The sequence below is a fragment of the Delftia sp. PE138 genome, assembly GCF_018320755.1.
Classification (GTDB): domain Bacteria; phylum Pseudomonadota; class Gammaproteobacteria; order Burkholderiales; family Burkholderiaceae_C; genus Comamonas; species Comamonas tsuruhatensis.
In genome coordinates this window covers 170,648-194,859 of record NZ_JABEPN010000001.1, presented here as the reverse complement: position 1 = coordinate 194,859, position 24,212 = coordinate 170,648, and the positions used below count along the sequence as shown (strand labels likewise).

Sequence of the window (24,212 nt, the reverse complement as noted above, 5' to 3'; positions counted from 1 at the left end):
GGATGGCAGTCGCGGACTGGTGCGGCCCCGGATCATCGCATGCCCTCCACCCGCCACCAGCGCGGCAGCAGCGCCTGCACCTCGCCGCGCCGATAGCGGTCGTCGATGAGAAAGACCACGCCGCGGTCGCGCTCGCTGCGGATGACGCGGCCTGCGGCCTGGACCACCTTGCGCAGGCCCGGGTAGAGATAGCTGTAGTCATAGCCCTTGTCCGCGCCGAACTGGCGGTCCATGGCGCGCTTCATCTCTTCGTTCACGGGATTGACCTGGGGCAGGCCCAGCGTGGCCACGAAGGCGCCGATGAGGCGCTCGCCGGGCAGGTCCACGCCCTCGGAGAACGCCCCGCCCAGCACGGCGAAGCCCACGCCCTGACCGGCTTCGGTGAAGCGGGCCAGGAAGGCCGCGCGGCCCTCTTCGTCCATGGAGGGGGTCTGCAGCCAGACCGGCAGATCGGGATGGGCACGCTGCAGGCATTCGGCCACGCGCTGCAGGTAGTCGAAGCTGCTGAAAAAGCACAGGTAGTTGCCGGGCCGGCGCGCGTACTGCGCGGCCACGAGATCGGCGATGGGCCGCAGCGAACGGTCGCGGTCGCGGTAGCGCGTGGAGATGTGGCCGGCCACCTGCACATCGAGCTGGTCGGCCTGGAAGGGCGATTCGGCCTCCAGCCAGTGCGTGCCTTCGGGCAGGCCCAGGATGTCGCGGTAGAAGTGCGGCGGGCTCAGCGTGCCCGAGAACAGCACCGAGGCATGGGCCGCCGCATGGCGTGCCGCCAGGTGGGGCGCGGGCACCACGCAGCGTATGCACAGCGTGGATGCCGGCGTGCGACGGGGGCCTGGGCGCCCGGGCAGCAGGTGGACATCGAACAGCGCATGGCCGCCGAACTGCTCGGCCAGCGCCATGAACTGCAGCGCCTCCCAGTAAAAATCCAGCACGGGGTCGCCGGGCAGCATGGGGCTGTCGGCATTGGCGTCGGCGATGGCGGCCACGGCGCGCTGCGCGGCGCCCAGCAGGCCTGCGGGCACTTCCTCATGGGCCTGGTAGCTGGCGGTCTGCTCCCTGTTCAGCGCACTCCAGCTTCGGCTGAACCGGTCCAGCGCCTTGCGCACGGCACCGGTGGCCGACTTGCGGGCGGCCGCCAGTGCGAACTGCGACAGCTCGGCCGTGTACATGCGGCGCGCGCGCTCGAGCAGGTTGTGGGCTTCGTCCACCAGCACACCCACCTTCCATTGCTGGGCCTGGGTGAGCGCGTACAGCATGGCGGCGCTGTCGTAGAAGTAGTGGTAGTCGGCCACGACCACATCGCTCCAGCGCACCAGTTCCTGGGCAAGGTAGTAGGGGCAGATGTCGTGCGCCAGGGCGACGGCACGCACGGCAGGCGGGTCCCAGGGCGCCTGCTGCAGCGCAGCGGCGCGCGCGGCGGGCAGGCGGTCGAAGAAGCCGCGCGCCAGCGGGCAGGAGTCGCCGTGGCAGGCCTTGTCGGGATGCTCGCAGGCCTTGTCGCGCGCCAGGATGGCGAGCACGCGCAGCCTTGCGGGTGGCGCGGACGGCGCGGGCAGCGGTTGCGGCGCAGCCGGTTCCGGCGGCGGTGGCTGGTGCTGCTCGGCGATCTGCCGGTTCACGCTGGCCAGCGCCTGCAGCGCCAGGCCATGGCCCGTGCCCTTGGCCGTGAGGAAGAACAGCCGGTCCAGGCCCTGGTCCGGCATGGCCTTGAGCATGGGGAAGATGGTGCCCAGCGTCTTGCCGATGCCCGTGGGCGCCTGCGCCATCAGGCACTGGCCACCCTGCTGCCCGCGCGCCACGCGGTAGACGGCCACGGCCAGCTCGCGCTGGCCCGCGCGAAAGCCCTGCATGGGAAAGCGCAGCGCGGCCAGCGCCGCCTCGCGCGCCGCGCGATGGGCGGCCTCGCTGCGCGCCCAGTCCAGGAACAGCGCGCATTGCTGCTCGAAGAAGGCGCGCAGCGTGGCCGCGTCTTCCTCCTGCACCAGCACGGTTTCCTCCGAGTTGCCCACGTTGAAATACACCAGGGCCACGCGCAGCCGCTGCAGGCCGCGCGCCTGGCACAGCAGATGGGCGTAGATGCGCGCCTGGGCCCAGTGCAGGGCGCGGTGGTGGGCGCGCACGCCCTCGATCTGGCCCCGGTAGGTCTTGATTTCCTCGAGCTGGCCAGCCCCGGCGTCGAAGCCGTCGGCGCGGCCGCGCACGCGCAGGTCGCCGTATTCACCGGCCAGGCTGATCTCGGTCTCGTAGTCCTTGCCCCTGCGCGACTGCACCAGGCTGTGGCCGGCCATGCCCTCCAGTGCGCTGGGCGCGGGCGTGAAGCGCAGGTCCAGGTCGCCCGCGCGTGCCGTGAACTCGCACAGCGCGCGCACGGCCACGGTGTAGCTCACGCGGCCTCTCCCAGCGGCTGGCCGCGCCACTGGACATGGCACACGCGCACGGGAATGCCGTGCTCGGCACAGTACTGCAGCCAGCGGATCTGGTTGTCCTGCAGCTTGTCGCCGGGGGCCTTGGCCTCGACCAGTTCGTAGCGGCGCTCGGCCGGCCAGAAACGCACCAGATCGGGAAAGCCCGTGCGGTTGGCCTGCACGTCGCGCAGCAGCCGCGCAAAGAACAGCTTGAGGTGGGCGGCTGGAATGCAGTCCAGCGCCAGCGCCAGCAGCGGCGCGCTCAGCGTGCCCCAGAACACGAAGGGTGACTGCAGGCCCTGCTTGTCGGCATGGCGCTGCACGATGACCTCGCGCCAGCTGCCATCGTCCAGATGCGCCAGGCATTCCTCGAACAAGGCTGCGCGCCGCTGCACGAAGTCGGGCGCGGACAGGTCGGCCGGGCCGCTCTGGAACGGGTGGAAGAAGGCGCCCGGCAGCGGCGCGAAGATGGCCGGCCAGCACAGCAGGCCGAACAGCGAGTTGATGAGCGCGTTCTCCACGTAGAACACCGGCGCGGAGTCGCTGTGCCAATGGTCGCGCAGCACGTATTCGACCGATGCGGGCCGCGCCGGCAGCTCCAGCTCCACGTCCATGCGCATCTGCGCCACCACGGGCGCCAGCGCCGCCGCACGCCCGCGTGCGCCCTGCCCCAGGCTGCGGCGCAGGCGCGGCAGCATGCGCGCCACGCGCTGCAGCTCCTCGTCGCTCTCGGGCTGGGCCTGGGCGGCCTGGGCCAGCGCCATGGCATCGGCAAAGCGCTCCATGCGCTCGTACACACGCATGCGCCGGTGGCGGGCGCCGGGGTAGCGGCTTTGCGCATAGGCCTGCTCGGCACGCTCCCAGTCCTGCATGCGTTCGCAGGCCTGGCCTATGCGCAGCAGCACCTTGGCGCGGCGCTGCTCCAGCCAGGCATTGCCGCTGGCGCAGCCGGCCACCTGCTGCAGCAGCGCATCGATCTCCACGCCCTCATCCAGCGCCGCGCGGCAGGCCTGCAGGGCCAGGTAGCCATCGACATCGGCACGCGACTGGAAGGCCCGCGACGCCGCATCGAAGGCCACGGCCTCGTAGCGGAACACGCCCAGGTCGGCCAGCACGAATTCCGACCAGTCCTGGTAGAGATTGCCGAAGAACATCAGCCGAAAGCGCTCGCACAGCGCACCCACCATCACGCGCCAGGCGGCTTCGCCGGCTCCGACGCCCTGGTGCCATTGCGCATAGGGCCTGGGCGCCTCATGCAGAGGCTGCAGGGCCTGCAAAAGCTCGGCCTTGCGCAGGCCTGAGTGAATGGGTGCGCCTGCGAACAGCTGCAGCAGCTCGGGCTTGGTGTGCAGCGCAAACAGCTCCTCCAGCGCCATGGGGTGGTCCGCGTCCAGCCAGCCCAGCTCCAGCAGGGGCGCGGCTGCCTCGGCAATGCCGGGAATTTCTTCGTACACCAGCTTGCCGGCCCGAAACCACGGCCCGCGCCGCATCAGCAAACGCACCATCAGCGCCTGCGAGGGCTGGGGCAGCTGCGTGAAACGGGTGAGGAATGCCTGCTCGGGCGCGTCCAGCAGATCGCCGTAACGCTGGCCAATCCAGTCCAGCGCGCGCTGGAAGTTGTGCAGGTAGTAGAAGCGGTGGGGAGGGAGCATGGGCCTGGCAGATCGGGCAGCCAGGCCGCTCGAAACTGTATCTTTATACAGTCATCATAGCAAAACAGGAGTGACCACTTCGGAGGGAAGCGCGCTTGTCTGCAGGCTGGCGCAAGCCCAGAATTGCATCTGTTTTGATGACAGAGGGCCCGCCATGCGGATCACCGTGACGATCGACGATGCCTTGTACGAAGAAGCCCTGCAGATGCTGGAGCCAGGCATGGACGAGGCAGCTCTGTTCCAACAGGTCCTCAGAACTTTCGTGAGGGTGCAGGCAGTCAAACGCCTCGCAGCACTTGGCGGCAGGGCAACCGATATGCCGGATTCCCAGGAGATTGCGTATCGCTGGCCCTCGCCTACAGACTGGCTTTCCACCAAAGGCAGCACGATGCGCAACGCATGGCAGCATGCGTATTGACCACCCCCTGCCAGGAGGACCAGGGCATGGCGGCGATACGGCTACACGCTGCCCTGGGACCCGCTCTCAGATCACTTACGGATTGGCTATCACCTCGTCAGCATCCGACCAATAGCTGATCAGGCGTGTATAGACAAAGCCGGCGGCAGGCTTGTTGGGATCACTGATGCTGAACAACACCACCTTGCCTGCGTCACGGGAGTCATAGTTGGCCGAGTAATCCGACCAGAAGGTTGGCAGGCTGAATACGGTCTGGCCCGTACTCTTGTCCGTTGCCCGGACTGCGTGGCCGATGCTGCCGTTCTTGGAAATGCTTTCGATCACCAGTCGATACCAGCGCAGTTCCTCGAGCTTGGCCTCGCCGATGGCACCACGCGGATATTGAGCGGACGGACGATGGTGCGAGTCACCGTTGTCCTTGGTGTTGGTGATCTCAATTTCCTCAAGCGCCACGCTGCCTGGCGAATAGCCCCAATTGCCCGCAATGACAGCACCGCCACGGTTGTCACCCGCCACACTGTATGAGCCTTTGTGCCTGGCAATGATGCCCATGTGGCAAGCGGCCAGATAGCCATCGCTGAAGCGCACATCCATCACGATGGTGTGGCGGTTGTTGGCAGGGTTGTAGTTGGCAGGACGCCCCGTGTTGTCGAACACGAGCGCATGCGGATTGATATGCCGCGAATCGTAAACAAGAGGGAAACCCGTCGTGCTTTTGTACTGCTGGATGTTGTCCGGCGGCATGTACTGATCCGAGACGAGAACCTTGGAAACTTGAGCCATGGAGGCCTCCTATTCAATGGATGGAGTCGAAGGCGCTCGGCGGCACTCGGGTGGGGGGTTCGCTTGGACCCTCAGGGAATTCAACGTGCCGCAACGCGGGCACTTGATGTTCAGTAGCTGAAAGACGCCCATGGCGAGCTTTCGATTGCAGTTCGCGCATCTCACTTCCTGCTCCATGCGCTGCCTCACTGCAATGGTTGAAACAACATGCCGTCGGACACCAGAAATGGCAACGTACCGCCGCTGAGAAGGACGGCGTTGAAGCCGACAGGAGAGCAACTGGCAAAACAAAACATGAGGCCTCGGCACAGTGGATTTCAGGAAGTCCGCCGTATGGCTTGGGCGGACTTTTATTGTGCTGGCGCGAAACCTGTAGGTAAAACTGTGCCGGACGTGGCTGCACCGCTTACGTCGAGCAAGCCTGTGGTCGCGAGACAGGCGCCTGCACGCGCTGGCCCAGCGGTTTGGCATTGCCTGCCGGAGCGTCTTGCCGTAGGGCCGGTTTCCCTGCTTCTCGAAGGGCTGGCCCCGCGCACGGCGCACGCGCGGGTTCGCACAAGCGCGCGACACGCGCTAGAAATCCGGCCTGCGCATCCTCGACAAGGCGTCCTGCCGATTGGCGGCTCCCAGCTTGCGGTAGATGTTTTCCAGGTGCCGCTTCACCGTGCCTGCACGCAACTCCAGCATGGTGGCGATTTCTGCGTTGGTGTTGCCGTTGGCGACCCATTGCAGCACTTCACGTTCGCGCGGACTCAGCACGTCGGCAGCCGGCGAGCCCGGTGAGAGCGCCTGCCATGCCGCCTGGCTGATTCGCTGCTGCTGGCTCAGGCGCCGCCACTGCGCCTGCGCATGCGGCCCCAGCAAGGTCAGCGCCATGCGCTCCGCCGCGGTGTAGCCGCGCGAGGCGCGTGTGACATTGAGGGTCAGCATCGCTCCGTGGCCCAGTTCCACGTCCAGCGCGAGTCCGTCCTGCTGGCCCACCTGGGAGTAGGCCTGGGCATAGAGCGCCGTCCTCTGCCATTGCCCGCGAGTCAGCAGGTCGGAAATGCTGGCGGCCTGCGTCTGGCGCTGCCGATACAAGGGGTTGTCGGCCAGATGCCGGTGCACCGCAGCGTTGACTTCGGAGGAAATGGCCCGCACCGGATCGTAGGCCGTGTAGCCACGGACTTCCGCAATGCCGGAGAAATCCACCACCCGAATGTCACCCGGCACCACCAGGCGCAGCGCGTGCAGCAAATGCGTGGCCAGCGCGTGCAGATCGGGCGCGCCGTGCACCGCGAGGATGGCCTGATTGAGTTGCCCCAGTTGCTGCGTTGACAGGGTCATGTCGCGAAATCCAATGGCGTGCTCGAGGTGCTGGCGATAGGTGGGCCGGCTGAGGCCGCATTTTCAGGCCTGCGATGTGCCGTCGGCACATTTTCACGATCTTCGCAGAAAGCTAAGGTCACGCGGTCCGCAACAACAGCGCGCGGGTCTGCCCGGGACACGCAGCGCAACGGGAGGAACCGTGCACGCTTTTCTTCACAGACCCCTTCGACGCCTCCGGCTTCTGGCAGTGCCTGGCGCGCTGTGCAGCCTCCTGGCACTCAATGGCCAGGCCGCGACCATCGTGGTCAATACCACGGACAACACGCCCGGTGCAGCGGACTGCAGCCTGAATGAGGCATTGACCAGTGCCCAGATGGATGACGGCAGTTGGGGCAACGGCGCATGCATATCGGGCAATGGCGCGGACACCATCGTGTTCGACCCGGCCGTCTTTCCGGCAGGCAGCCTCACCGCCATTGCATTGGCAGGCCATTCCATCGACCTCAACTTCACCACCTCGGACATCACGATCGACGGGGACCAGCGGGTGGCGCTCGATGGGGACAATGCCTCCCGCCTGGTGTCGGCCCAGGGCAGCGGTGTCCAGCTCACGCTGCGCGGCCTGACACTGCGCGGCGGGCAGACCGCCGCCGGTGAAGACGGCGGCGCCATCTACCTGGACAACGGCGTCACCCTGCGCCTGGAGCGCAGCGTGGTGCAGGACAGCACGGCCGGCATCAACGGCGGGGGACTGTACAGCCGCGACAGCACGGTGACCATCGTGGACAGTGTGTTCAGCGGCAACCAGGCAGGGGGACAGGGCGGTGCCATCTACAGCACGGGCAGCGGCTCGCTGACGGTGGAGCGCAGCCGCCTGTCCGGCAACACGGCCCGCACGCTGGGCGGGGGCCTGCGCAGCGGGGTGCCGACCACCATGACCGACAGCACCGTCACCGGCAACGTGCTGGTGTCTCCGGGCTCGGGTGCCGGCGTCTCGTTCACCCTCACCCGCCCCCGCACACTCCACGGCAACCAGATCACGAACAACGCGCCCGGCAACAACTGTGGCGGCGAAACGTTCACGGGGACGGGCAATCGCTACTGGCCGGCCAGCGATACCAGTTGCCCGGCGGCGGCAGGTGCCATCGCCAAAGCGCCGCAGGCCATCACCTTCACCACGGCACCACCGGCCGGCGCACGGGTGGGGGATACCTATGACGTGGCCGCCGTCGGAGGCGCCTCGGGAAACCCCGTCATGTTCGCCGTGGATGCATTGACCGCGGCGATCTGCAGCGCCTCCGGCAGCACCATCCGCTTCCAGGCCGCAGGGACATGCACGATCAACGCCAGCCAGCTCGGCGATGCGGACCATGACGCGGCTCCGCAGGCGGTGCAGATGGCGGCGGTGGGACAGGGCCCCTCCCGTGTCACGCTGACCTCCAGCGCCAATCCCTCGCGCTCCGGGCAGTCGCTGTCCTTCTCCGTGGTGGTCGCACCCGATGTCTCCCTGGGCACCGCCGCCGTCCCCACGGGAACGGTCGAAATCCTGGCTGGCGGCCTATCGCTGGGCACGGCGGGTTTGTCCAATGCCAGGGCCATCATCGCCACCACCCAACTGACGGCGGCCGGCCCGCATGCCATCGTGGCCCGGTACGGCGGCGATGCGAACTATCTCGCCGCGGACAGCGGCGCATGGACCCAGACCGTGGAGCCCGCAGCCCCGGCCCCGGCCACAGCCACCCCCGTGCCCGCGCTGGGCCCCTGGGGAGTGCTGCTGTGCGCCGTGCTGACGGGATGGGCAGGACTGCGGCTGCGCCGCGTGCACGGCACCTGATGCCACCGCCTGCCCGCAGGCCTCAGGCCGAATGCATCCAGCGCTGGTGCAGCCACCGAGCCGCATGGTCCAGCGCATAGCCCAGGGCGCCGATCAGCACCACGGCAGCCATCAGCTCCGAATACGCCAGGCGGTCGCGCGTGTCGAGGATGAAGTAGCCCAGGCCGGCCGATACGCCCAGCATTTCCGCGGGCACCAGCACGATCCAGATGATGCCGATGGCCAGGCGCACGCCCGTGAGGATCTGGGCCGTGATGCCGGGCAGCACCACGCGCAGCACGGTCTCGGTGCGCGTGGCCGACAGGCTGCGCGCCAGCAGCAGCCAGTTGCGGTCCAGCTGGGCCACGCCGGCCGCCGTGCTCAGCAGGATGGGCCAGACGGCGGCGAAGGCCAGCAGGAAGTACACGGGCGCGTCGCCCACGCCCAGCACCATCACGGCAATGGGCATCCACGACAGCGGCGAGATCATGCGCAGGAACTGGAACACGGGCGAGAACGCCTGCGAGAACCCGCGCGACAGGCCCACCAGCACGCCCAGCGGCACGCCGACCACGAAGGCCAGCAGCAGGCCCACGGCCACGCGCTGCAGGCTCAGCAAGGTGTGCATCCAGATGTCGGCGCCCGTCAGCAGCTGGCCCAGCGCCTGCAGGGAAGGCCAGGGCGCGAAGGCCGCAGCCACGGGCGTGCTGCGCGCCAGCAGCGCGCCGCCCACCCACCACAGGGCCAGGACCAGGGCCGCGCCCAGCAGCGGCAATCCAATACGTCGCAACACCTGGATCACACCACGATGGTTTCGCGGCGCGAGAAATCGGCCGGAATGCCGAAGACCTGCGGGCCGCCCACGGCCTGGATGGCCTTGCGCACGAAGCGGTCGTCCACCAGGTCGGTGGCCGCAAACCTGGGCTCCAGCTTGTCGAGGAAGCGCGTGTCGCCCTCGACCTTGGTGGCCTTGATGGCGCGCACCAGCTGCTCGGTGTACGAGGGATAGGGATAGGGCTGGAAGTCGATGCGCCGCTGGTGCCAGCCCTTGTTGACGACCACGCCGCTGGCCTCGTAGCTGGCGTAGTCGGTGGCGGCCAGCACCTTGGACAGCGTCTGCTGCGGATGCGGCGTATAGCGGCGCTCGCCGGTGCTCGACAGCAGGCGCGCGGCGGCCAGGCGGTTGTCGCGCGTCCACAGCTGGGCCTTGACCACGGCATTGGTCACGCGCTGGGCCCATTCGGGCTTGTCGGCAATATCGCGCTCGGCCAGGAAGGTGACGCAGCAGGCGTGGTCCTTCCAGACATCGCCCGAGAAGCGCAGCATCTTGCCCACGCCCGCGATCTCGGCGGCGGCATTGAAGGGCTCGGCCACGATGAAGCCCGCAATCGACTTGCCGGCCAGGGCCGAGACCATTTCGGCCGGTGCCAGCACGACGAGGTTGACCTCGTTGGCCGCGATGGCGCCGCCGCGCGCCCGCGTCACGGCCGTGAGGCCGGCCTTGAGCAGCACGTCCTGCAGCAGGATGTTGTGGATGGAGTACCAGAACGGGATCGCCACGGTCTTGCCGCCCAGGTCCTGCACCTTCTGGATCTCGGGCAGCACGGTCAGGCCCGAGCCGTTGACGTGGTTCCAGGCCACGATCTTGGCGGGGAACTTGGCGCCGTAGCGCACCCACAGCGTGGAGGGCGTGAGCAGATGGATGACGTTGACCTGGCCCGAGACGAAGGCCTCGACGATCTGGGCCCAGGAGCGGAACAGGCGCGGCGCCTCGGCCTTGAGGCCTTCGGCCTCGAACAGGCCGTTGCCGTGGGCCACCAGCAGCGGCGTGGCGTCGGTGATGGGCAGGTAGCCGATCTTCACGGGCTGGTCATCGCCCTTGAAGGCCTGGGCGCGCGCATCGCCTGCGGCCAGCAGCGGCGCGGCCACGGAGGCCGTGGCCAGCGCGCCCAGGCGCAGCATGTCGCGCCGCGTGAGGCCGCAGCCGCAGTCCGACGAGGCGCAGATGTGGGTGTAGGAAGGGTGGTCCTGGAAGCTCATGCGAAAGACCTTTCAGAAGAGCATGGTTGAAGTCGAAGAAATGGCGGATCTGCAGGCGGATCGGCAGGCGGGCAGGCAGGCGAGCCGGATCAGGCCTGGGCCGCATGGCGCACGCCGTGCAGGGCCGAGAGGATGTCCAGCCGCAGCGCGGTCACGGCGGCGGCCTGGTCCTCGCGCGGGCGCGCAATGTCCACGCGCCATTCGCGCACGATGTGGCCGGGCCGCCCGCCCATCAGCAGGATGCGGTCGCCCACGAGGATGGCCTCGTCGATGTCGTGCGTGACCAGCAGCGCCGCCGTGTGCCAGCGGTGGACCACGTCCACCATCAGCTCCTGCATCTCGGCGCGCGTGATGGCGTCCAGGGCCGAGAACGGCTCGTCGGCCAGCAGCAGCTGCGGCTCGCGCGCCAGGGCGCGCGCCAGGGCCACGCGCTGGGCCATGCCGCCCGACAGCTGCGAGGGATAGAGCGCGCCGCTGCCGCCCAGGCCCACGGCCTGCAGCGCCTGCTCCACGCGCTGGCGGCGGGCCTCGGCCTCCAGCTTCGGCTGGCGCTCGAAGTCCAGGCCGAAGCCCACGTTGCGCCGCGCGTCCAGCCAGGGCAGCAGGCTGGGCTGCTGGAACACGAAGCCCGCGCGCGGGTGCGGCGCGGTCAGCGGCTGGCCGAGGAACTGGAGCTCGCCCCGGCTCCAGGCGCCGCCGTCCGGCGACTCCAGGCCGCCGAGCACGCGCAGCAGCGAGGACTTGCCGCAGCCGCTGCCGCCGAGCAGGCAGACGATCTCGCGCGGGGCAATGCTCAGGGAGATGTCCTCGAACACGGCCTTGCCGGGCGCATAGCCAAAGCCCGCGCCGCGTGCCTGCAGCACGGGCGCGGGAGCGTCAGGGGAGAAAGCTTCCGTCTGGGTCATGAACTGGTGGTTGCCAGGGCTGCGCCAGCCAGCGCGCCCTGTAGCTGCGTGACGCTGGGCGTCACGATGGGGATGAAGGCCGCCTCGCGCCAACGGCGCGCAAATCCCAGCGGCTGGTCGCGATGATAAGCGCGCCCGCCGCTGGCGTGCAGCTCCAGCTGCAGGGACTGCTGCACGATGTCGTTCAATTCCAGGCGCAGGCGGAACAGGGCTTGAGGTCGGTCAAGAAAACGCCCGTCGGACAGGCCCGCATGCAGCGTGGCCGTGGCCAGCTCCAGCGCGTGGCGCTGCTGCTGCAGCGGGCCGCCCAGCACATCGCGCCCGGCGCCGGCACGGGCCGAGGCCGCCGCCAGCGAGGCGCGCGCCAGCCCGATGCACAGCCCCAGCTGCAGGCCCATGAAGGCGGGCCGCACGCGCGGCAGGAAATGGTTGGCGTCGGCATGGATCACATCGGCCGGACCGATCTGCAGCCCCTCGATGGACAGCGCCGCCGTATGGCTGCCGCGCAGCGCGATCAGGTCCAGGTCGGCGCTGCGCTGCAGGCCCGCCGCATCGCCGGGCAGCGCGGCCACGAAGGGCTTTGCACCGTCGCTGCGCGAGACGGCAACGGCCACCACGAAGCGACCCGGCGGCACCAGGTTGGTGGCCCAGGGCACGCGCCCGCGCAGTGCAAGGCCGTCGGCGTTGCCGGAGCCGACGGGCGTGGCCTCGACCTGCAGGGCCTCGATGCCGCCCAGGTACTTCATGGCGTTGGACAGGCCCGTGGCGCCCGCCTGCGTGCCCTGCAGCAGGCCCGGCAGCCAGCGCTGGCGCAGCGCCGCGTTGGGCGACTGCAGCAGGTATTCGACAAAGGCGCGCTGCGCCCAGAACACGAAGCCCGCCGTCAGCGAATGCCCGGCCACGCCGGCAATGGCCTCCAGCGCATCGCCCAGGCTGCCGCCCTGCCCGCCCTCGGCCACGGGCACGCCCAGGCCGAACAGGCCGTGCTGCGCCAGCCGGGGCAGCACTTCGTGCGCATGCGCGGGGCCTTCGTCCAGGGAGTCGGCATGGGCGTCCAGCCACTGCCGCAGCGAATCAGCCAGCATGTGCGTTCTCCTGCGGTTGTCGGAACTGTTCGGGCAGATAGGGCTGCAGCTGCGGGTTGACGGGGCTTTGCGCCAGGCTGTTGGCAAAGTTGCACAGCGTGGCCAGGCTGATGCCCAGCACCACCTCCAGCGCCTGCTGCTCGCTCAGGCCTGCCGCATGGAAGGCGGCCAGGGCCTCGTCGGCGACGGCGCCGCGCGTGGCGATCACGGCTTCGGCAAAGCGGCGCACGGCGTCCAGGCGCGGCTGGCCCGTGTCGCGGCCGTCCTGCAGCGCCACCACTTCGGCCTGGGTCAGGCCGGCCTGCTTGAAGGCCAGCTTGGTGTGGCCGGCCACGCAGAAGTCGCAGCCATGGATGCGCGCCGCCGTGATCTGCACCACCTCGCGCTCGGCCAGCGTGAGCTGGGCACGCGCGTTGATCTGGCCCACGGTCACATAGGTCTCCAGCGCCTGGGGCGAGTTGGCCAGGATGGCGATCAGGTTGGGCAGGAATCCGTTGCCGGCCAGGGCGCGCTCCACGAAGGGGCGGCTGGCTTCAGGGGCGGTTTGCGGGGTGTGCAGGGTCAGGCGTGCCATGGTGCTTTGCAGGAATGAAGGAATGCCTTCATGATCGGCCGCGCCCCCCTTGCCATCAATGCCGCCGCGTCGCGGATTTATGCCCGAACGTGTCAACCCGCAGGCAGATGCGGCGGGCCCGGATGCCGGCTCAGCAGCAGCGTGCCTGCGCGCGCTGCCAGGCGCCGGGCTGCTCGCCCATCACGCGCTTGAAGGCGCGCGAGAATGCCGCGTAGGACTCGTAGCCCACGGCCTCGGCCACCTGGCCTATCGCGTCGCCCTGGGCCAGGCGGCGCGCGGCCAGCTGCATGCGCAGCAGCAGCAGGAATTGCTGGGGCGGCTGACCGCAGGCCTCGGCGAACTGCCGAAAGAACGTGGCGCGCGACAGGCACACGCGCGCGGCCATGTCGGCCACGCTCCAGTTGCGGGCCGGCTCGCGCAGCAGCTCGGCCACCAGCGGCGCAAAGCCCGGCCGGCGCAGCAGGCTCCAGATGCCGCGCGCCCGCGCATCGCCATGCGCCAGCTGGCGCAGGCCGTAGAAGAACAGCAGGCCCACCAGCCGGTCCATCACGGCCGAGGGCTCGGTGCCCGTGCGCAGCGCCTCGGCGCGCATCAGGTCGAACAGCATGGAGGCGCCGCTCATCGCATGGTCGTCGCCGCGCAGCACCAGATGGTCGGGGAAGGCATCGACCAGCAGGCCGCGCATGGGGCCCTCGAAGGTGAAGAAGCCGCAGGCCAGCGCCGTCTCTCCGATGCCGGCATCGCCCGTGGCGGGGCGCATGGCCTGCGGGGCGCAGGCCATGTCCGGGTCGGCATAGGGCGAGATGAAATGCGGCACGTCGCGCGAGAGGAACACGCCGTCGCGCGGCTGCAGCTCCACCGAGGGCTGGCCCGGCAGGTGCAGCCAGCAGCGCCCGTCCAGGATCAGGTGAAAGCTGGCCCGCGCGCGCCCCGCCGTGGAGGCCCGCCAGCGCCCGCAGTACTGCCCCACATGGAAAACGCTGGCGCGCCATTGCAGGCCGTTGAGCAGGCCGTCGATGACGCGATCGACCTGCGCTTCGGCCGCGCTGTCGGGGACTGGGTCGGGTAGCACGGTGCGGCGGTGAAAAAGCTGAGGCGGTGGAGGGAATGCGGCCGGCCAGTATCGCCACGATGCACGCGCGGGGGAACGAATCTTTGGGCATATGCTTGTGCCCTTACCGATATCAGCGCGGCCCCACCCGGCCCCGCCCCGCACCCGGCCTCAGTCCGGCTTGATATCCGACTCCTTGATCACGGCCGACCAGCGGCTCACCTCCTTGGCGATCTGCATGCGCGCCTCGGCAGGCGTGGTGAAGGTGGGCATGGCGCCCTGGGCGACCAGGGCGTCCTTCACTTCCTGCTGCCCCATCACCTCCTTGAGCGCGCCGCTGAGCCGGGCGACGATGGGCGCGGGCGTGCCCGCAGGCGCCAGCAGGCCGAACATCGACGTCACCTCGAAGCCCGACAGCCCGGCCTCGGCCGTGGTGGGAATGTCGGCAATGGAGGGCACGCGCTGCGCCGTGGTCACGGCCAGGCCGCGCAGCCGCCCGCCCTTGATGAAGCCCTGCGTGGCGGGCAGGGTGTCGAACACCACATCCACCTGGCCGCCCATGAGGTCGTTGAGCGCGGGCGTGCTGCCCTTGTAGGGCACGTGCGTCAGCGGCACGCCGGCCTGCCGCTTGAACAGCTCGGCCGCCAGATGCTGGGGTGAGCCATTGCCCGAGGAGCCGTAGTTCAGCCCGCCCGGCTTCGCTTTGGCCAGCGCGATGAACTCCGCCAGATTGGCCGACGTCACCGACGGCCCCACGGTGATCACCAGCGGCACGCGGCCCACCACGGCTATGGGCGCGAAGCTCTTGTCCATGGTGAAGCCCGCCGTGGCAGGCATGAGCACGCTGTTGATGGAATGGCTGGTCAGCGCGCCCAGCAGCAGCGTATAGCCATCGGGCCTTTCCTTGGCCACGGCTGCGGCGCCCAGGTTGCCGGCCGCGCCGGCCCGGTTCTCCACCACCACGGGCTGGCCCAGCGCCAGCGAGAGCCTTTGCCCCACCACGCGGCCGATCACGTCGGTGGCGCCCCCGGGCGTGTACGGAACGACCAGCTTGATGGGCCGGGCCGGATAGGCGCCGTCGGCCAGCGCGGGCGTGGCCAGGCCTGGGCCCAGCGCCAGCGCGGCCAGCAGCGCCGCAGCCAGGGCGGCGCGCCGGTTGGGCGCATGAATGCGACGGATGCGGGATGCAGCAACAACCATGGGTGTCTCCTCCTTTTGTCTTGTGTCGGAAAAACATGCCCGGCACGCACGCCGGGCACGGCTGCATGGTTGGCCAGATAGATTATTAATAATATAGGTGATAACGACGATAATAATCCGCAGCATCCGCCGCTATCCTGCCCCACGACAAGGCAGCGCCTGCCTTCCGACCCCGCCAAGACCCTCTGCAAAGCACCCCACCCATGACCGACCCCAAGACTCCCGATGGCGCTCCAGGCCATGACATCGCCCCCGCCGATGCGGCCACGGGCATCTCCAAGGGCCTGACCAACTACGGCGACCGCGGCTTTTCGCTGTTCCTGCGCAAGGCCTTCATCAAGGGCGCGGGCTATACGGACTCGGCGCTGCAGCGCCCCGTCATCGGCATTGCCAACACGGGCAGCAGCTACAACCCCTGCCACGGCAACGCGCCCCAGCTGATCGAGGCCGTCAAGCGCGGCGTCATGCTGGCGGGCGGCCTGCCCATGGACTTTCCCACCATCTCGGTGCACGAAAGCTTCTCGGCGCCGACCAGCATGTACCTGCGCAACCTCATGTCCATGGACACCGAGGAGATGATCCGCGCCCAGCCCATGGATGCCATCGTGCTCATCGGCGGCTGCGACAAGACGGTGCCGGCCCAGTTGATGGGAGCGGCCTCGGCGGGCATTCCGGCCATCCAGCTGATCACCGGGTCGATGCTCACCGGCTCGCACCGCAGCGAGCGCGTGGGCGCCTGCACGGACTGCCGCCGCTACTGGGGCAAGTTCCGCGCCGAAGAGATCGACGCCGAAGAGATCGCCGACGTGAACAACCAGCTGGTGGCCAGCGTGGGTACCTGCTCGGTCATGGGCACGGCCAGCACCATGGCCTGCATTGCCGAGGCGCTGGGCATGACCGTGCCCGGCGGCGCCTCGCCCCCCGCCGTCACGGCCGACCGCATCCGCATTGCCGAGCAGACCGGCACCGAGGCCGTGCGCATGGCGCGCGGGGGCCTGACCATCGACAAAATCCTCACGCCCGCCGCCTTCGAGAACGCCATGCGCGTGCTGCTGGCCATCGGCGGCTCCACCAACGGGCTCGTGCACCTGGCCGCCATCGCGGGGCGCATGGGCTATGACATCGACCTGCAGGCCCTGGACCGCATGGGCCGCGACACGCCCGTGCTGCTGGACCTCAAGCCCTCGGGCGACCACTACATGGAAGACTTCCACCATGCGGGCGGCATGGCCACGCTGCTGCGCGAGCTCAAGCCCCTGCTGAACCTGGACGCCCTCACCGTCACCGGCCGCACGCTGGGCGAAGAGATCGATCGCGCGGGCCCCGGCTTTGCGCAGGACGTGGTGCGCCCGCGCTCCAACCCCATCTACCCGCAGGGCGGCATCGCCGTGCTGCGCGGCAACCTCGCGCCGGGCGGCGCCATCATCAAGCAGTCGGCCGCCCATCCCCAGCTCATGGAGCACGAAGGCCGCGCCGTGGTCTTCGAGAACGCGGCCGACCTGGCCCACCGCATCGACAGCGACGACCTGGACGTGACGGCCGACGACATCCTCGTGCTCAAGAACATCGGCCCCAAGGGCGCGCCCGGCATGCCCGAGGCCGGCTACATCCCCATCCCGCGCAAGCTGGCGCGGGCCGGCGTCAAGGACATCGTGCGCATCTCCGACGGGCGCATGAGCGGCACGGCCTTCGGCACCATCGTGCTGCACGTCACGCCCGAATCGGCCGTGGGAGGGCCGCTGGCCCATGTGAGGAATGGCGACCGCATCACGCTGTCGGTGGCGCGCCGCGAGCTGACGCTGCAGGTCGGCGACGAGGAACTGGCCCGCCGCGCCCGCGAGCAGCCGGTGGCCGTGCCCACGGCCGAGCGCGGCTACCGCAAGCTCTTCCTCACCACCGTGAACCAGGCCGACCAGGGCGTGGACTTCGACTTCCTGCGCTGCGCCACCGAGCGCGGCACCATTCCCGGCCGGCGTGAATAGTCGGCGCAGGCGGTCAATTCGGACAAAATGGCGTCTTTGTCCCAACCGCCTGTCTTGATGGTCGCTGCCGCCTCACTGCCGATTTCCCTGGATGCCGAACCCGCCCCCGCAGCCGACGCCCTGGGCGCCATGGTGGCCGCGCTGGAAGAGGACGTGGTCTTCGGCCGGTTGCACCCGCGCGAACGCCTGGTGGAGGACGACCTCATGGCCCGCTTCGACGTCAAGCGCCATGTGGCCCGCGAGGCCCTGGCCGCGCTGGACCGCATGGGCCTCATCGAGCGCCGCAAGAACGTGGGCGCCCTGGTGCGCTCCTTCTCCACGCAGGAGGTGCAGGAGCTGTACGAGCTGCGCGGCATGCTCGAAGTGGAGGCCGCGCGCAAGATCCCCCTGCCCGTTCCCCCCGAAAGCCTGGACCGCCTGACCGCCATCCAGCAGCAGCACGACGCCGCCGTGGCCGAAGGCAACGCGCGCCTGGTGTTCCGCATCAACCTGGCTTTTCACCAGGAACTGTTTGCGCTGGCGGGCAACGACACGCTGCACAAGGCCATCACCGAATACGCGCGCCAGACGCACCCCATCCGCTTCGCCTCCCTGGTCTCGGCCGACTACCGCGAGCGCGCACGCCAGGAACACTGGCAAATGATCGAAGCCCTGCGCGCCCAGGACCGCGACGCCCTGGTCCGCCTGTGCGCCGAGCACCTGCTGCCCTCGCGCGATGCGTATCTGAATGCGCAGTTGCAGCGGTTGTAGGCGAAGTCACCCAGGAGCGACGCGGGCAGCGTCACGCGCCGTTGCCGCCGCTGCGCTCGGCAGCCAGACGCTCCCGCAACTGGCCGAGGGTGACGGCGCTGGAGGGATCAGCCCTCAAGGCGTCATAAGCAGGGCCTACCTCCAGGTGCAGCCAGCTATCCAGGCCGCGATCCTTGTCCATCAGCGCTTTCAACCCCGCGCAGATTACCTCGCTTTCGCTGGCGTACTCACCGGCCCTGACTTTGGCCCTGACCGCATCGGCGATGTCATTGGGCAAGGTGATGCTCATTTGCTGAGTGGTCTGCATGGGAGGCTCCCTGTAGGCAAGTGAGTGATCCTACTTTCATGTGGCAATCCAGTCGCCGACCCTGCCTCAGCTTGCACTCGCCCCCAACCTCCCCCGGTACGCCGCAGGCGTCTCCCCGAACGTGCGCCGGAACAAGCCGATGAAGGCGCTGGCCGTGGCGTAGCCCAGGTCCAGCGCGATGTTCGTCACCGGCGCGCCGGCGGCCAGCATCTCCAGCGAGCGCATCAGCCGCGCGCGCTGGCGCCAGGCGGTGAAGCTGAAGCCCGTCTCCGACACAAAGCGCCGGCTCAGCGTGCGCGAGCTGACCGCGGCCCAGCGCGCCCAGGCCTCCAGGTCGCGGGCATCGGCCGGGTCGGCGATCAGTGCGCGGGCGATGCGCTGCAGGCGCGGGTCGGCGGGCAGGGGCAGGCCCAGGGGCTCCACGGGCAGGGTGCGGATCTCGTCCAGGATCACCGCCATCACATGGGCGCGGGCCTGGTCCGCCGAAGGGCCTGGTTGCACGGGCTGCGTTGTGGGCACGCCTTGCTGCCATCCCCAGCCGGCGGCGCGCAGCACGGCCTCGCGCAGCAGGCCCGAGGTGCGGATGGCGCAGGGCCGCTTCGGCAAGTCGGCGCAGGCCGGCTCCGCCACATAGACGCTCCAGCCGTGGAAGGGACCATGGGAGCGGCCCGAATGCAGCTGGTGCGGCGGCAGCCACACGGCATGGATGGCGGGCACCACCCAGACCGCGTCTTCCACGCCCACCGACAGCAGCCCGCGCAGCGAGCCGAACAGCTGGCCGCGCGCGTGCCGGTGCGGCTCGGAGGCCAGCTCCTCGTCCTGGTTGCCCACGGCCGCGATCAGCACGGGGCCATCGGCACGGTTCACATGGCTGACCAGTTCAAGAATGGCATCGGGCATGGCGTCTTTGAGCTATTTGTTGGCTGATCCAGTCTACAGCCGCCAACGCCTTTGTTCTTACGCTTGTGCCATGCACACAGACAACACCGCCCTTGCAGAGCTGCCAGGCCCGGCCATCGACCTGGATTCGCTCTACGCCGCCCCGGCAGAAAGAATCCAGAAGGCCGTGCGCGACCGCCTGTCCGACTTCCACGAGGCCTATCTGCGCCAGGCCAGCTTCTTTTGCCTGGCCACGGCCGGCGAACGCGGCCTGGATGCCTCGCCGCGCGGCGGGCCACCCGGCTTTGTGCAGGTGCTGGACGAGCGCACCGTGGCCTTTGCCGACTGGCCCGGCAACAACCGCATCGAATCCCTGCGCAACCTGCAGGCCGATGACCGCCTGGCCATGCTCTTCCTGTTCCCGGGGCTGGACATCTTCCTGCGCATCAACGGGCGCGGCCGTATCTCCACCGACCCCCATCTGCTGCAGGAGTTGAGCGAAGGCCGGGGCACGCCCAAGACCGCCACCGTGGTCCTGGTCGACGAGGTGCTGCTGCACTGCGGCAAGGCCATCCACCGCTCCGGCCTGTGGAACCCGTCAAGCCAGCTGGACTGCGCCGCCCTGCCCACCGTGGGCCAGATGATGGCCGCCCTCACGCAGCTGGCCGATGCCACGGCGCCCGCCATGGATGCCGCCCAACAGGAACAGGCCAACGCCCACTATGCCCATGCGGTCAGGCACGACCTGTACTGATGCCCTGCTTTTTCCCAGGAACCATGACATGCTGATCGATACCTCCCGCTTTCCCCTGGTCTACCTGCGCGAACCCGAAGCGCAGGCACCTGCAGACGCAGGCAGCGGCAATGACGCATCGGCCGAAGCCCAGATCGAATCCCTGCTCGACCAGGGCCGGCACTTCGTGCTGCTCACCGACCACCTGCCCGGCGACCACCCCGAGGAAAGCCACGAAGAACGCAAGCAGCGCGCCCTGTTCTTCAAGCGCAACCGCGAACGCATGCGCCAGCTGTGCCGGGGCATGGTCGTCATCACGGGCGAGCGCGCCGTGCCCGCCGCCCTGCGCCTGGCCGTGCAAGGCATGGGCAAGGCGCTGGGCATGCGGGTTGCGTTCGTGCAGGGGGAGGATGAGGCGCAGGTCTGCTCGTGGGAGCTGCTTGGACAGGCGTGAAGGCGGGCCAGGCGGAGTGTGGGCACAAACAGACACATCTCCCTACAAGCTCCATACGGGGGAGTCGCATCGATAAAATTATTGGGAATCATTCTCATCCCGCATTCTCATCCCGTTTTTTCCATGCACTCCCCCCTCCACACGCTGACCCCGATCGCCGGGGCCCTGGCCCTTCTTTTGTCTGCTGGCGCCGCATGGGCCCAGCCTGCCCCTTCCACGGCAACGGCCGCGCCCGAGCTGGGCACCGTCACCGTGGAGGCCAGCGCCGATGCGTCGGCTGAAGGCCTGTCCAGGCCCTACGCGGGCGGCCAGGTGGCACGCGGCGGGCGGGCCGGGATTCTGGGCACGCGCGACAACATGGAGACGCCGTTCTCCATCACCAGCTACACCAACGAGCTGATCCAGGACCGCCAGGCCAAGAGCGTGGGCGATGTGCTGCAGAACGATCCTTCCGTGCGCGTGGCGCGCGGCTTCGGCAATTTCCAGGAGTCCTACTTCGTGCGCGGCTTCGTGCTGGGCTCGGACGACGTGGCCTACAACGGCCTGTACGCCCTGCTGCCGCGCCAGTACATCGCCACCGAGCTGTTCGAGCGCGTGGAGCTGCTGCGCGGCGCATCGGCCTTTCTGATGGGCGCCAGCCCCAATGGCGGCGGCCTGGGCGGCAACATCAACCTGCTGCCCAAGCGCGCGGGCAGCGATCCGCTGTCGCGCGTGACGGCGGGCATTGCCAGCGGCGGCCAGGCCTTTGTGGCGGCCGACGTGAGCCGGCGCTTCGGCCCCGACCAGGCCACGGGCATCCGCCTGAACGCCGCGCACCGGGGCGGCGATACCGCCATCGACCAGGAAAGCTCCAAGCTCGATCTGTTGTCCGTGGGCATGGACTGGCGCAGCCGCAATGTGCGCCTGTCGGGCGACATCGGCTGGCAGGACAACCGCCTCAAGCGCACGCGCACCAATGTCACGCCGGGCGCAGGGCTGGCGGCCATTCCTGCGGCGCCCGATGCTTCCTCCAACTGGGCCCAGCCCTGGACCTATTCCGACGAGCGCGACCTGTTCGGCACGCTGCGCGGCGAATGGGACATCAACAGCAACGTGACGGCCTGGGCCGCCTACGGCCTGCGCCGCAGCTCCGAGAACAACTCGCTGGCCAACATCACGCTGGCGGCGGCCGGCAATGGCGCGGCCACCACCAGCCGCTTCGACAACGCGCGCAAGGACCGCGTGAGCACGGGCGAGCTGGGCGTGCGCGCACGCCTGAACACGGGCAGCGTGGGCCATGAGATCGTGGCCAGCTACTCGGCCTTCGACCTCAAGGTCTACAACGCCTACGGCATGAGCACCGGCGGGGGCAGCAACACGCTGGCCACCAATCTCTACGACCCGCGCTACTACGCGATCACGCCGCTCAACTACCTGGGCAACGACCTGTCCAACCCCGCCTACAACCGGGGCACGCGCCTGAACAGCTTTGCCTTGGGCGACACGCTGTCGCTGATGGACGGCCGCATGCTGGTGACGGCCGGCGTGCGCCGCCAGACCATAGAGACCGACTCGGTGAGCTATCGCCTCGTCAGCAACGGCGCCGTCACCAGCCAGGGCGGCGTGCGCACGGCCTACGACCAGAGCCGCACCAGTCCGGTGCTGGGCGCGGTGTTCAAGCTCACGCCCCAGGTATCGCTTTACGGCAACTACATCGAGGGACTGGCCCAGGGCGACACGGCGCCGGCCAAGTCGGGCGACACCATCATCGCCAACGCGGGCCAGCAGATGTCGCCCTACGTGACCAAGCAAAAGGAAGTGGGCGTCAAGTACGACGGCGGCAAGCTGGGCGGCGGCCTGGCCTTCTTCTCCACCGACAAGCCACGCTCGCTGATCGACGGCAACCTCTTCACCTCGGCCGGCAAGGACCGTCACCAGGGCGTGGAATTCAACGTCTTCGGCGAACCCATGCGCGGCCTGCGCCTGCTGGGCGGCGCCACCTGGCTGGACGCCAGGCAGCAAAGCACGGGCCGCGCCACCACCGACGGCAAGCGCGTCATCGGCGTGCCGCGCTTCCAGGCCACGGCGGGCGTGGAGTGGGATGTGCCGGGCATCAACGGCCTGGCGCTGGACGGCCGCCTGGTGCACACCGGCGCCAGCTACGCCAACGACGTCAACACCCTGCGCGTGGCCGGATGGAACCGCCTGGACCTGGGCGTGCGCTACATGACCGAAGTGCAGGGCAAGCTGCTCACGCTGCGCCTGCGCGTGGACAACGCGACGGACCGCAACTACTGGGCCTCCGTAGGCGGCTACCCGGGTTCGGGCTACCTGACGGTGGGCGGTCCGCGCACGTTCTCGCTGAGTGCGAGTGTGGATTTCTGAGGCGGGATGCGCGTGCTTTTTGGGGAAGGAACCTTTCGCCCGGGCATGGTAATGCACCTGCATTACCATGCATGGCAGCCTATCAGGAGATGCCATCATGTTTTCGACGCTTGAAGCCGAATCCACGCTCACTGACCGCTACCAGACCACCATTCCCGAAGCCGTTCGCCGCGCATTGCACCTGAGCAAGCGCGACAGGATCCACTACACCATCCTGCCCGGCGGTGAGGTCGTTCTCAGTCGCGCCGACTCCGCCGAGGATGCCGATCCCGTGCTGGGCCAGTTTCTCGGCTTTCTGGCCCAGGACATGGCAGCCCACCCCGAGCGCCTGCAGACCATGGATGCCCGTCTGGCGCAGCAGATCCAGGCGCTGACCGAAGGCATCGAGGTCGATCTGGATGCACCGCTTTCGGCAGACGACGAATGAGCGCCGTACCGCCCGCCCCCTTGCGCATCCACGGCTGGACGGTATTCATGCACCCGCTTTTCCTGGCCCAGCTGCAGGCGTTGAGCCACGAAGTGGAGGGTCTGAAAACCAAGGACCCTGGCGGGTACACACGCAAGAACGCGACCAAGCGATTGGCGACGATCCGCAAGCTGGCATTCGATGTCATCCCGCAGGATCCGACGCGGCCAGACTACCGCCAGGGCCATACCCTGGGCGAGGAGCACAAGCACTGGTTTCGGGCCAGGTTCTTCCAGCAGTACCGCCTGTTCTTTCGCTTTCACGCCCCCAGCAAAATCATCGTGTTCGCCTGGGTCAGCGATGAGGACACCAGGCGAGCCTATGAGGGCAGCGACGATGCCTACAGGGTGTTCCGAAAAATGCTCGCCAACGGGCACCCTCCTGGCGATTGGGACAGTTTGCTGGCACAGGCGAAGTCCCCGCCACCCGACTCACAGCCGCACGCCTGAGCCGCAGCCCGCCCTCAGGTCTCGCGCGGCTTGGTGTCCGGCTCCGCGTCATCGTGCGGGGGCGGCGCACTGACCACATGCGGCAGCATCACGAGGATGACGATGGCCAGCAGCGTGGCCAGCAGCGCGATGGCTTCGCGCCCCAGGCCGCAGGCCACGCCGATGGCGGCCGTCATCCAGATGCCGGCTGCCGTGGTCAGGCCCTGCACCTGTTCCTCGGAGTGGCGCTTGATGATGGCGCCCGCGCCCAGGAAGCCTACGCCGGCCACCACGCCCTGGATCACGCGGCTCATGTCGGCAATGTCCATGCCGCCGCGCTCGGGCACCAGCACGAACAGCGCCGCGCCCATGGCCACCAGCATGTGGGTGCGCAGGCCTGCGGCCTTGCCCTTGTGCTCGCGCTCGTAGCCGACGATGCCGCCCAGCAGCGCCGCCAGCAGCAGGCGCACCATGACGCGCGTGACCTCGGCCGCATCGGGCAGGCTGGAAAATTCCTCGACCAGGGTGTTGGCCACTTCCTCCCACATGCCGCGTTCCTTTCCTTGGGTTTGCGTCCGGACTCAGGAAGGGAGCATGGCGTGGCGTGCAGCACAC

24 protein-coding genes are annotated in these 24,212 nt (G+C 68.8%); 9 read left to right on the top strand and 15 right to left on the bottom strand.

The genetic code is table 11. The annotated features are described in order from the left end of the window. Positions 1-32: 32 nt before the first annotated feature. Both HFGMBDPB_RS00850 and HFGMBDPB_RS00845 read right to left on the bottom strand, forming a co-directional pair. A complete protein-coding gene (locus HFGMBDPB_RS00850; RefSeq protein ID WP_212644725.1) occupies positions 33-2,387 on the bottom strand; it encodes a helicase C-terminal domain-containing protein in 2,355 nt (784 codons plus the stop codon). Further along, entirely contained in the window at positions 2,384-4,057 is a 1,674-nt protein-coding gene (locus HFGMBDPB_RS00845) for a VRR-NUC domain-containing protein (RefSeq protein WP_212644724.1), read from the bottom strand. The genes HFGMBDPB_RS00850 and HFGMBDPB_RS00845 overlap by 4 nt, the downstream gene beginning before the upstream one ends. A 166-nt stretch (positions 4,058-4,223) precedes the next feature. On the opposite strand from HFGMBDPB_RS00845, the gene HFGMBDPB_RS00840 reads away from it, so the two are divergent. After that, positions 4,224-4,475 carry a DUF2191 domain-containing protein gene (locus tag HFGMBDPB_RS00840; RefSeq protein WP_502757455.1) on the top strand — a complete coding sequence of 84 codons (252 nt, stop codon included), beginning with the start codon at positions 4,224-4,226 and terminating at the stop codon, positions 4,473-4,475. Positions 4,476-4,550: 75 nt separating this feature from the next. On the opposite strand, the gene HFGMBDPB_RS00835 is transcribed toward HFGMBDPB_RS00840, so the two are convergent. The 3 genes from HFGMBDPB_RS00835 to HFGMBDPB_RS00825 all read right to left on the bottom strand — a co-directional run bounded on the left by HFGMBDPB_RS00835 (position 4,551) and on the right by HFGMBDPB_RS00825 (position 6,584). Next, on the bottom strand, positions 4,551-5,258 hold the full coding sequence (locus HFGMBDPB_RS00835; RefSeq protein WP_016452681.1) for a hypothetical protein: 708 nt from the start codon (positions 5,256-5,258) through the stop codon (positions 4,551-4,553). A gap of 9 nt (positions 5,259-5,267) precedes the next feature. Continuing rightward, positions 5,268-5,435, bottom strand: a complete 168-nt coding sequence (locus HFGMBDPB_RS00830) for a Com family DNA-binding transcriptional regulator (RefSeq protein WP_080649906.1) — start codon at positions 5,433-5,435, stop codon at positions 5,268-5,270. 396 nt (positions 5,436-5,831) lie between these two features. Next, positions 5,832-6,584: a helix-turn-helix transcriptional regulator gene (locus HFGMBDPB_RS00825; RefSeq protein ID WP_043790986.1), complete on the bottom strand. Its 753-nt coding sequence runs from the start codon at positions 6,582-6,584 to the stop codon at positions 5,832-5,834. Positions 6,585-6,813: 229 nt separating this feature from the next. Between HFGMBDPB_RS00825 and HFGMBDPB_RS00820 the strand changes: the two genes are divergently transcribed. Then, positions 6,814-8,400: an Ig-like domain repeat protein gene (locus HFGMBDPB_RS00820; protein ID WP_212644723.1), complete on the top strand. Its 1,587-nt coding sequence runs from the start codon at positions 6,814-6,816 to the stop codon at positions 8,398-8,400. A gap of 22 nt (positions 8,401-8,422) precedes the next feature. On the opposite strand, the gene HFGMBDPB_RS00815 is transcribed toward HFGMBDPB_RS00820, so the two are convergent. The 7 genes from HFGMBDPB_RS00815 to HFGMBDPB_RS00785 form a co-directional block, all read right to left on the bottom strand. Beyond that, complete coding sequence (locus HFGMBDPB_RS00815; protein WP_016452684.1) at positions 8,423-9,181, bottom strand: ABC transporter permease; 759 nt, start codon at positions 9,179-9,181, stop codon at positions 8,423-8,425. Next, positions 9,178-10,419, bottom strand: a complete 1,242-nt coding sequence (locus HFGMBDPB_RS00810) for an ABC transporter substrate-binding protein (protein WP_212644722.1) — start codon at positions 10,417-10,419, stop codon at positions 9,178-9,180. Before HFGMBDPB_RS00810 ends, HFGMBDPB_RS00815 begins: the two co-directional genes overlap by 4 nt. Positions 10,420-10,508: 89 nt before the next feature. Next, entirely contained in the window at positions 10,509-11,324 is an 816-nt protein-coding gene (locus HFGMBDPB_RS00805) for an ABC transporter ATP-binding protein (protein WP_013800535.1), read from the bottom strand. Then, positions 11,321-12,409, bottom strand: a complete 1,089-nt coding sequence (locus HFGMBDPB_RS00800; RefSeq protein ID WP_016452686.1) for an acyl-CoA dehydrogenase family protein — start codon at positions 12,407-12,409, stop codon at positions 11,321-11,323. Before HFGMBDPB_RS00800 ends, HFGMBDPB_RS00805 begins: the two co-directional genes overlap by 4 nt. Further along, entirely contained in the window at positions 12,399-12,983 is a 585-nt protein-coding gene (locus HFGMBDPB_RS00795; protein ID WP_016448373.1) for a carboxymuconolactone decarboxylase family protein, read from the bottom strand. The genes HFGMBDPB_RS00800 and HFGMBDPB_RS00795 overlap by 11 nt, the downstream gene beginning before the upstream one ends. Before the next feature lie 130 nt (positions 12,984-13,113). After that, entirely contained in the window at positions 13,114-14,055 is a 942-nt protein-coding gene (locus tag HFGMBDPB_RS00790; RefSeq protein ID WP_212644721.1) for an AraC family transcriptional regulator, read from the bottom strand. 150 nt (positions 14,056-14,205) lie between these two features. Next, positions 14,206-15,234 carry a Bug family tripartite tricarboxylate transporter substrate binding protein gene (locus tag HFGMBDPB_RS00785; RefSeq protein WP_212644720.1) on the bottom strand — a complete coding sequence of 343 codons (1,029 nt, stop codon included), beginning with the start codon at positions 15,232-15,234 and terminating at the stop codon, positions 14,206-14,208. A gap of 203 nt (positions 15,235-15,437) precedes the next feature. On the opposite strand from HFGMBDPB_RS00785, the gene HFGMBDPB_RS00780 reads away from it, so the two are divergent. Next, complete coding sequence (locus tag HFGMBDPB_RS00780; RefSeq protein WP_212644719.1) at positions 15,438-17,216, top strand: IlvD/Edd family dehydratase; 1,779 nt, start codon at positions 15,438-15,440, stop codon at positions 17,214-17,216. Positions 17,217-17,273: 57 nt separating this feature from the next. Then, positions 17,274-17,966 (top strand): GntR family transcriptional regulator, encoded by a 693-nt coding sequence (locus HFGMBDPB_RS00775; protein WP_212644718.1) that lies wholly within the window; start codon positions 17,274-17,276, stop codon positions 17,964-17,966. A gap of 31 nt (positions 17,967-17,997) precedes the next feature. Here HFGMBDPB_RS00775 and HFGMBDPB_RS00770 read toward each other — a convergent pair whose 3' ends face one another. Beyond that, positions 17,998-18,273 carry a ribbon-helix-helix domain-containing protein gene (locus HFGMBDPB_RS00770; RefSeq protein WP_016448378.1) on the bottom strand — a complete coding sequence of 92 codons (276 nt, stop codon included), beginning with the start codon at positions 18,271-18,273 and terminating at the stop codon, positions 17,998-18,000. A 66-nt stretch (positions 18,274-18,339) separates the two neighbouring features. Continuing rightward, positions 18,340-19,173 carry an AraC family transcriptional regulator gene (locus tag HFGMBDPB_RS00765; protein ID WP_212644717.1) on the bottom strand — a complete coding sequence of 278 codons (834 nt, stop codon included), beginning with the start codon at positions 19,171-19,173 and terminating at the stop codon, positions 18,340-18,342. A 70-nt stretch (positions 19,174-19,243) separates the two neighbouring features. Here HFGMBDPB_RS00765 and HFGMBDPB_RS00760 point away from each other — a divergent pair, with 70 nt between their 5' ends. The 5 genes from HFGMBDPB_RS00760 to HFGMBDPB_RS00740 all read left to right on the top strand — a co-directional run bounded on the left by HFGMBDPB_RS00760 (position 19,244) and on the right by HFGMBDPB_RS00740 (position 23,618). Continuing rightward, on the top strand, positions 19,244-19,906 hold the full coding sequence (locus tag HFGMBDPB_RS00760; protein ID WP_212644716.1) for a pyridoxamine 5'-phosphate oxidase family protein: 663 nt from the start codon (positions 19,244-19,246) through the stop codon (positions 19,904-19,906). Between the two features lie 28 nt (positions 19,907-19,934). Beyond that, on the top strand, positions 19,935-20,339 hold the full coding sequence (locus HFGMBDPB_RS00755; protein WP_209671825.1) for a hypothetical protein: 405 nt from the start codon (positions 19,935-19,937) through the stop codon (positions 20,337-20,339). 123 nt (positions 20,340-20,462) lie between these two features. Then, on the top strand, positions 20,463-22,703 hold the full coding sequence (locus tag HFGMBDPB_RS00750) for a TonB-dependent receptor (RefSeq protein ID WP_209671824.1): 2,241 nt from the start codon (positions 20,463-20,465) through the stop codon (positions 22,701-22,703). 97 nt (positions 22,704-22,800) lie between these two features. Then, positions 22,801-23,130 (top strand): type II toxin-antitoxin system PrlF family antitoxin, encoded by a 330-nt coding sequence (locus HFGMBDPB_RS00745; protein ID WP_016452695.1) that lies wholly within the window; start codon positions 22,801-22,803, stop codon positions 23,128-23,130. Further along, the gene (locus tag HFGMBDPB_RS00740) at positions 23,127-23,618 is read left to right on the top strand and encodes a type II toxin-antitoxin system YhaV family toxin (RefSeq protein ID WP_212644715.1); all 492 of its coding nucleotides are present in this window, start codon (positions 23,127-23,129) and stop codon (positions 23,616-23,618) included. Before HFGMBDPB_RS00745 ends, HFGMBDPB_RS00740 begins: the two co-directional genes overlap by 4 nt. A gap of 14 nt (positions 23,619-23,632) precedes the next feature. On the opposite strand, the gene HFGMBDPB_RS00735 is transcribed toward HFGMBDPB_RS00740, so the two are convergent. Further along, positions 23,633-24,145, bottom strand: a complete 513-nt coding sequence (locus HFGMBDPB_RS00735; protein ID WP_016448386.1) for an MgtC/SapB family protein — start codon at positions 24,143-24,145, stop codon at positions 23,633-23,635. Between the last annotated feature and the right edge of the window lie 67 nt (positions 24,146-24,212).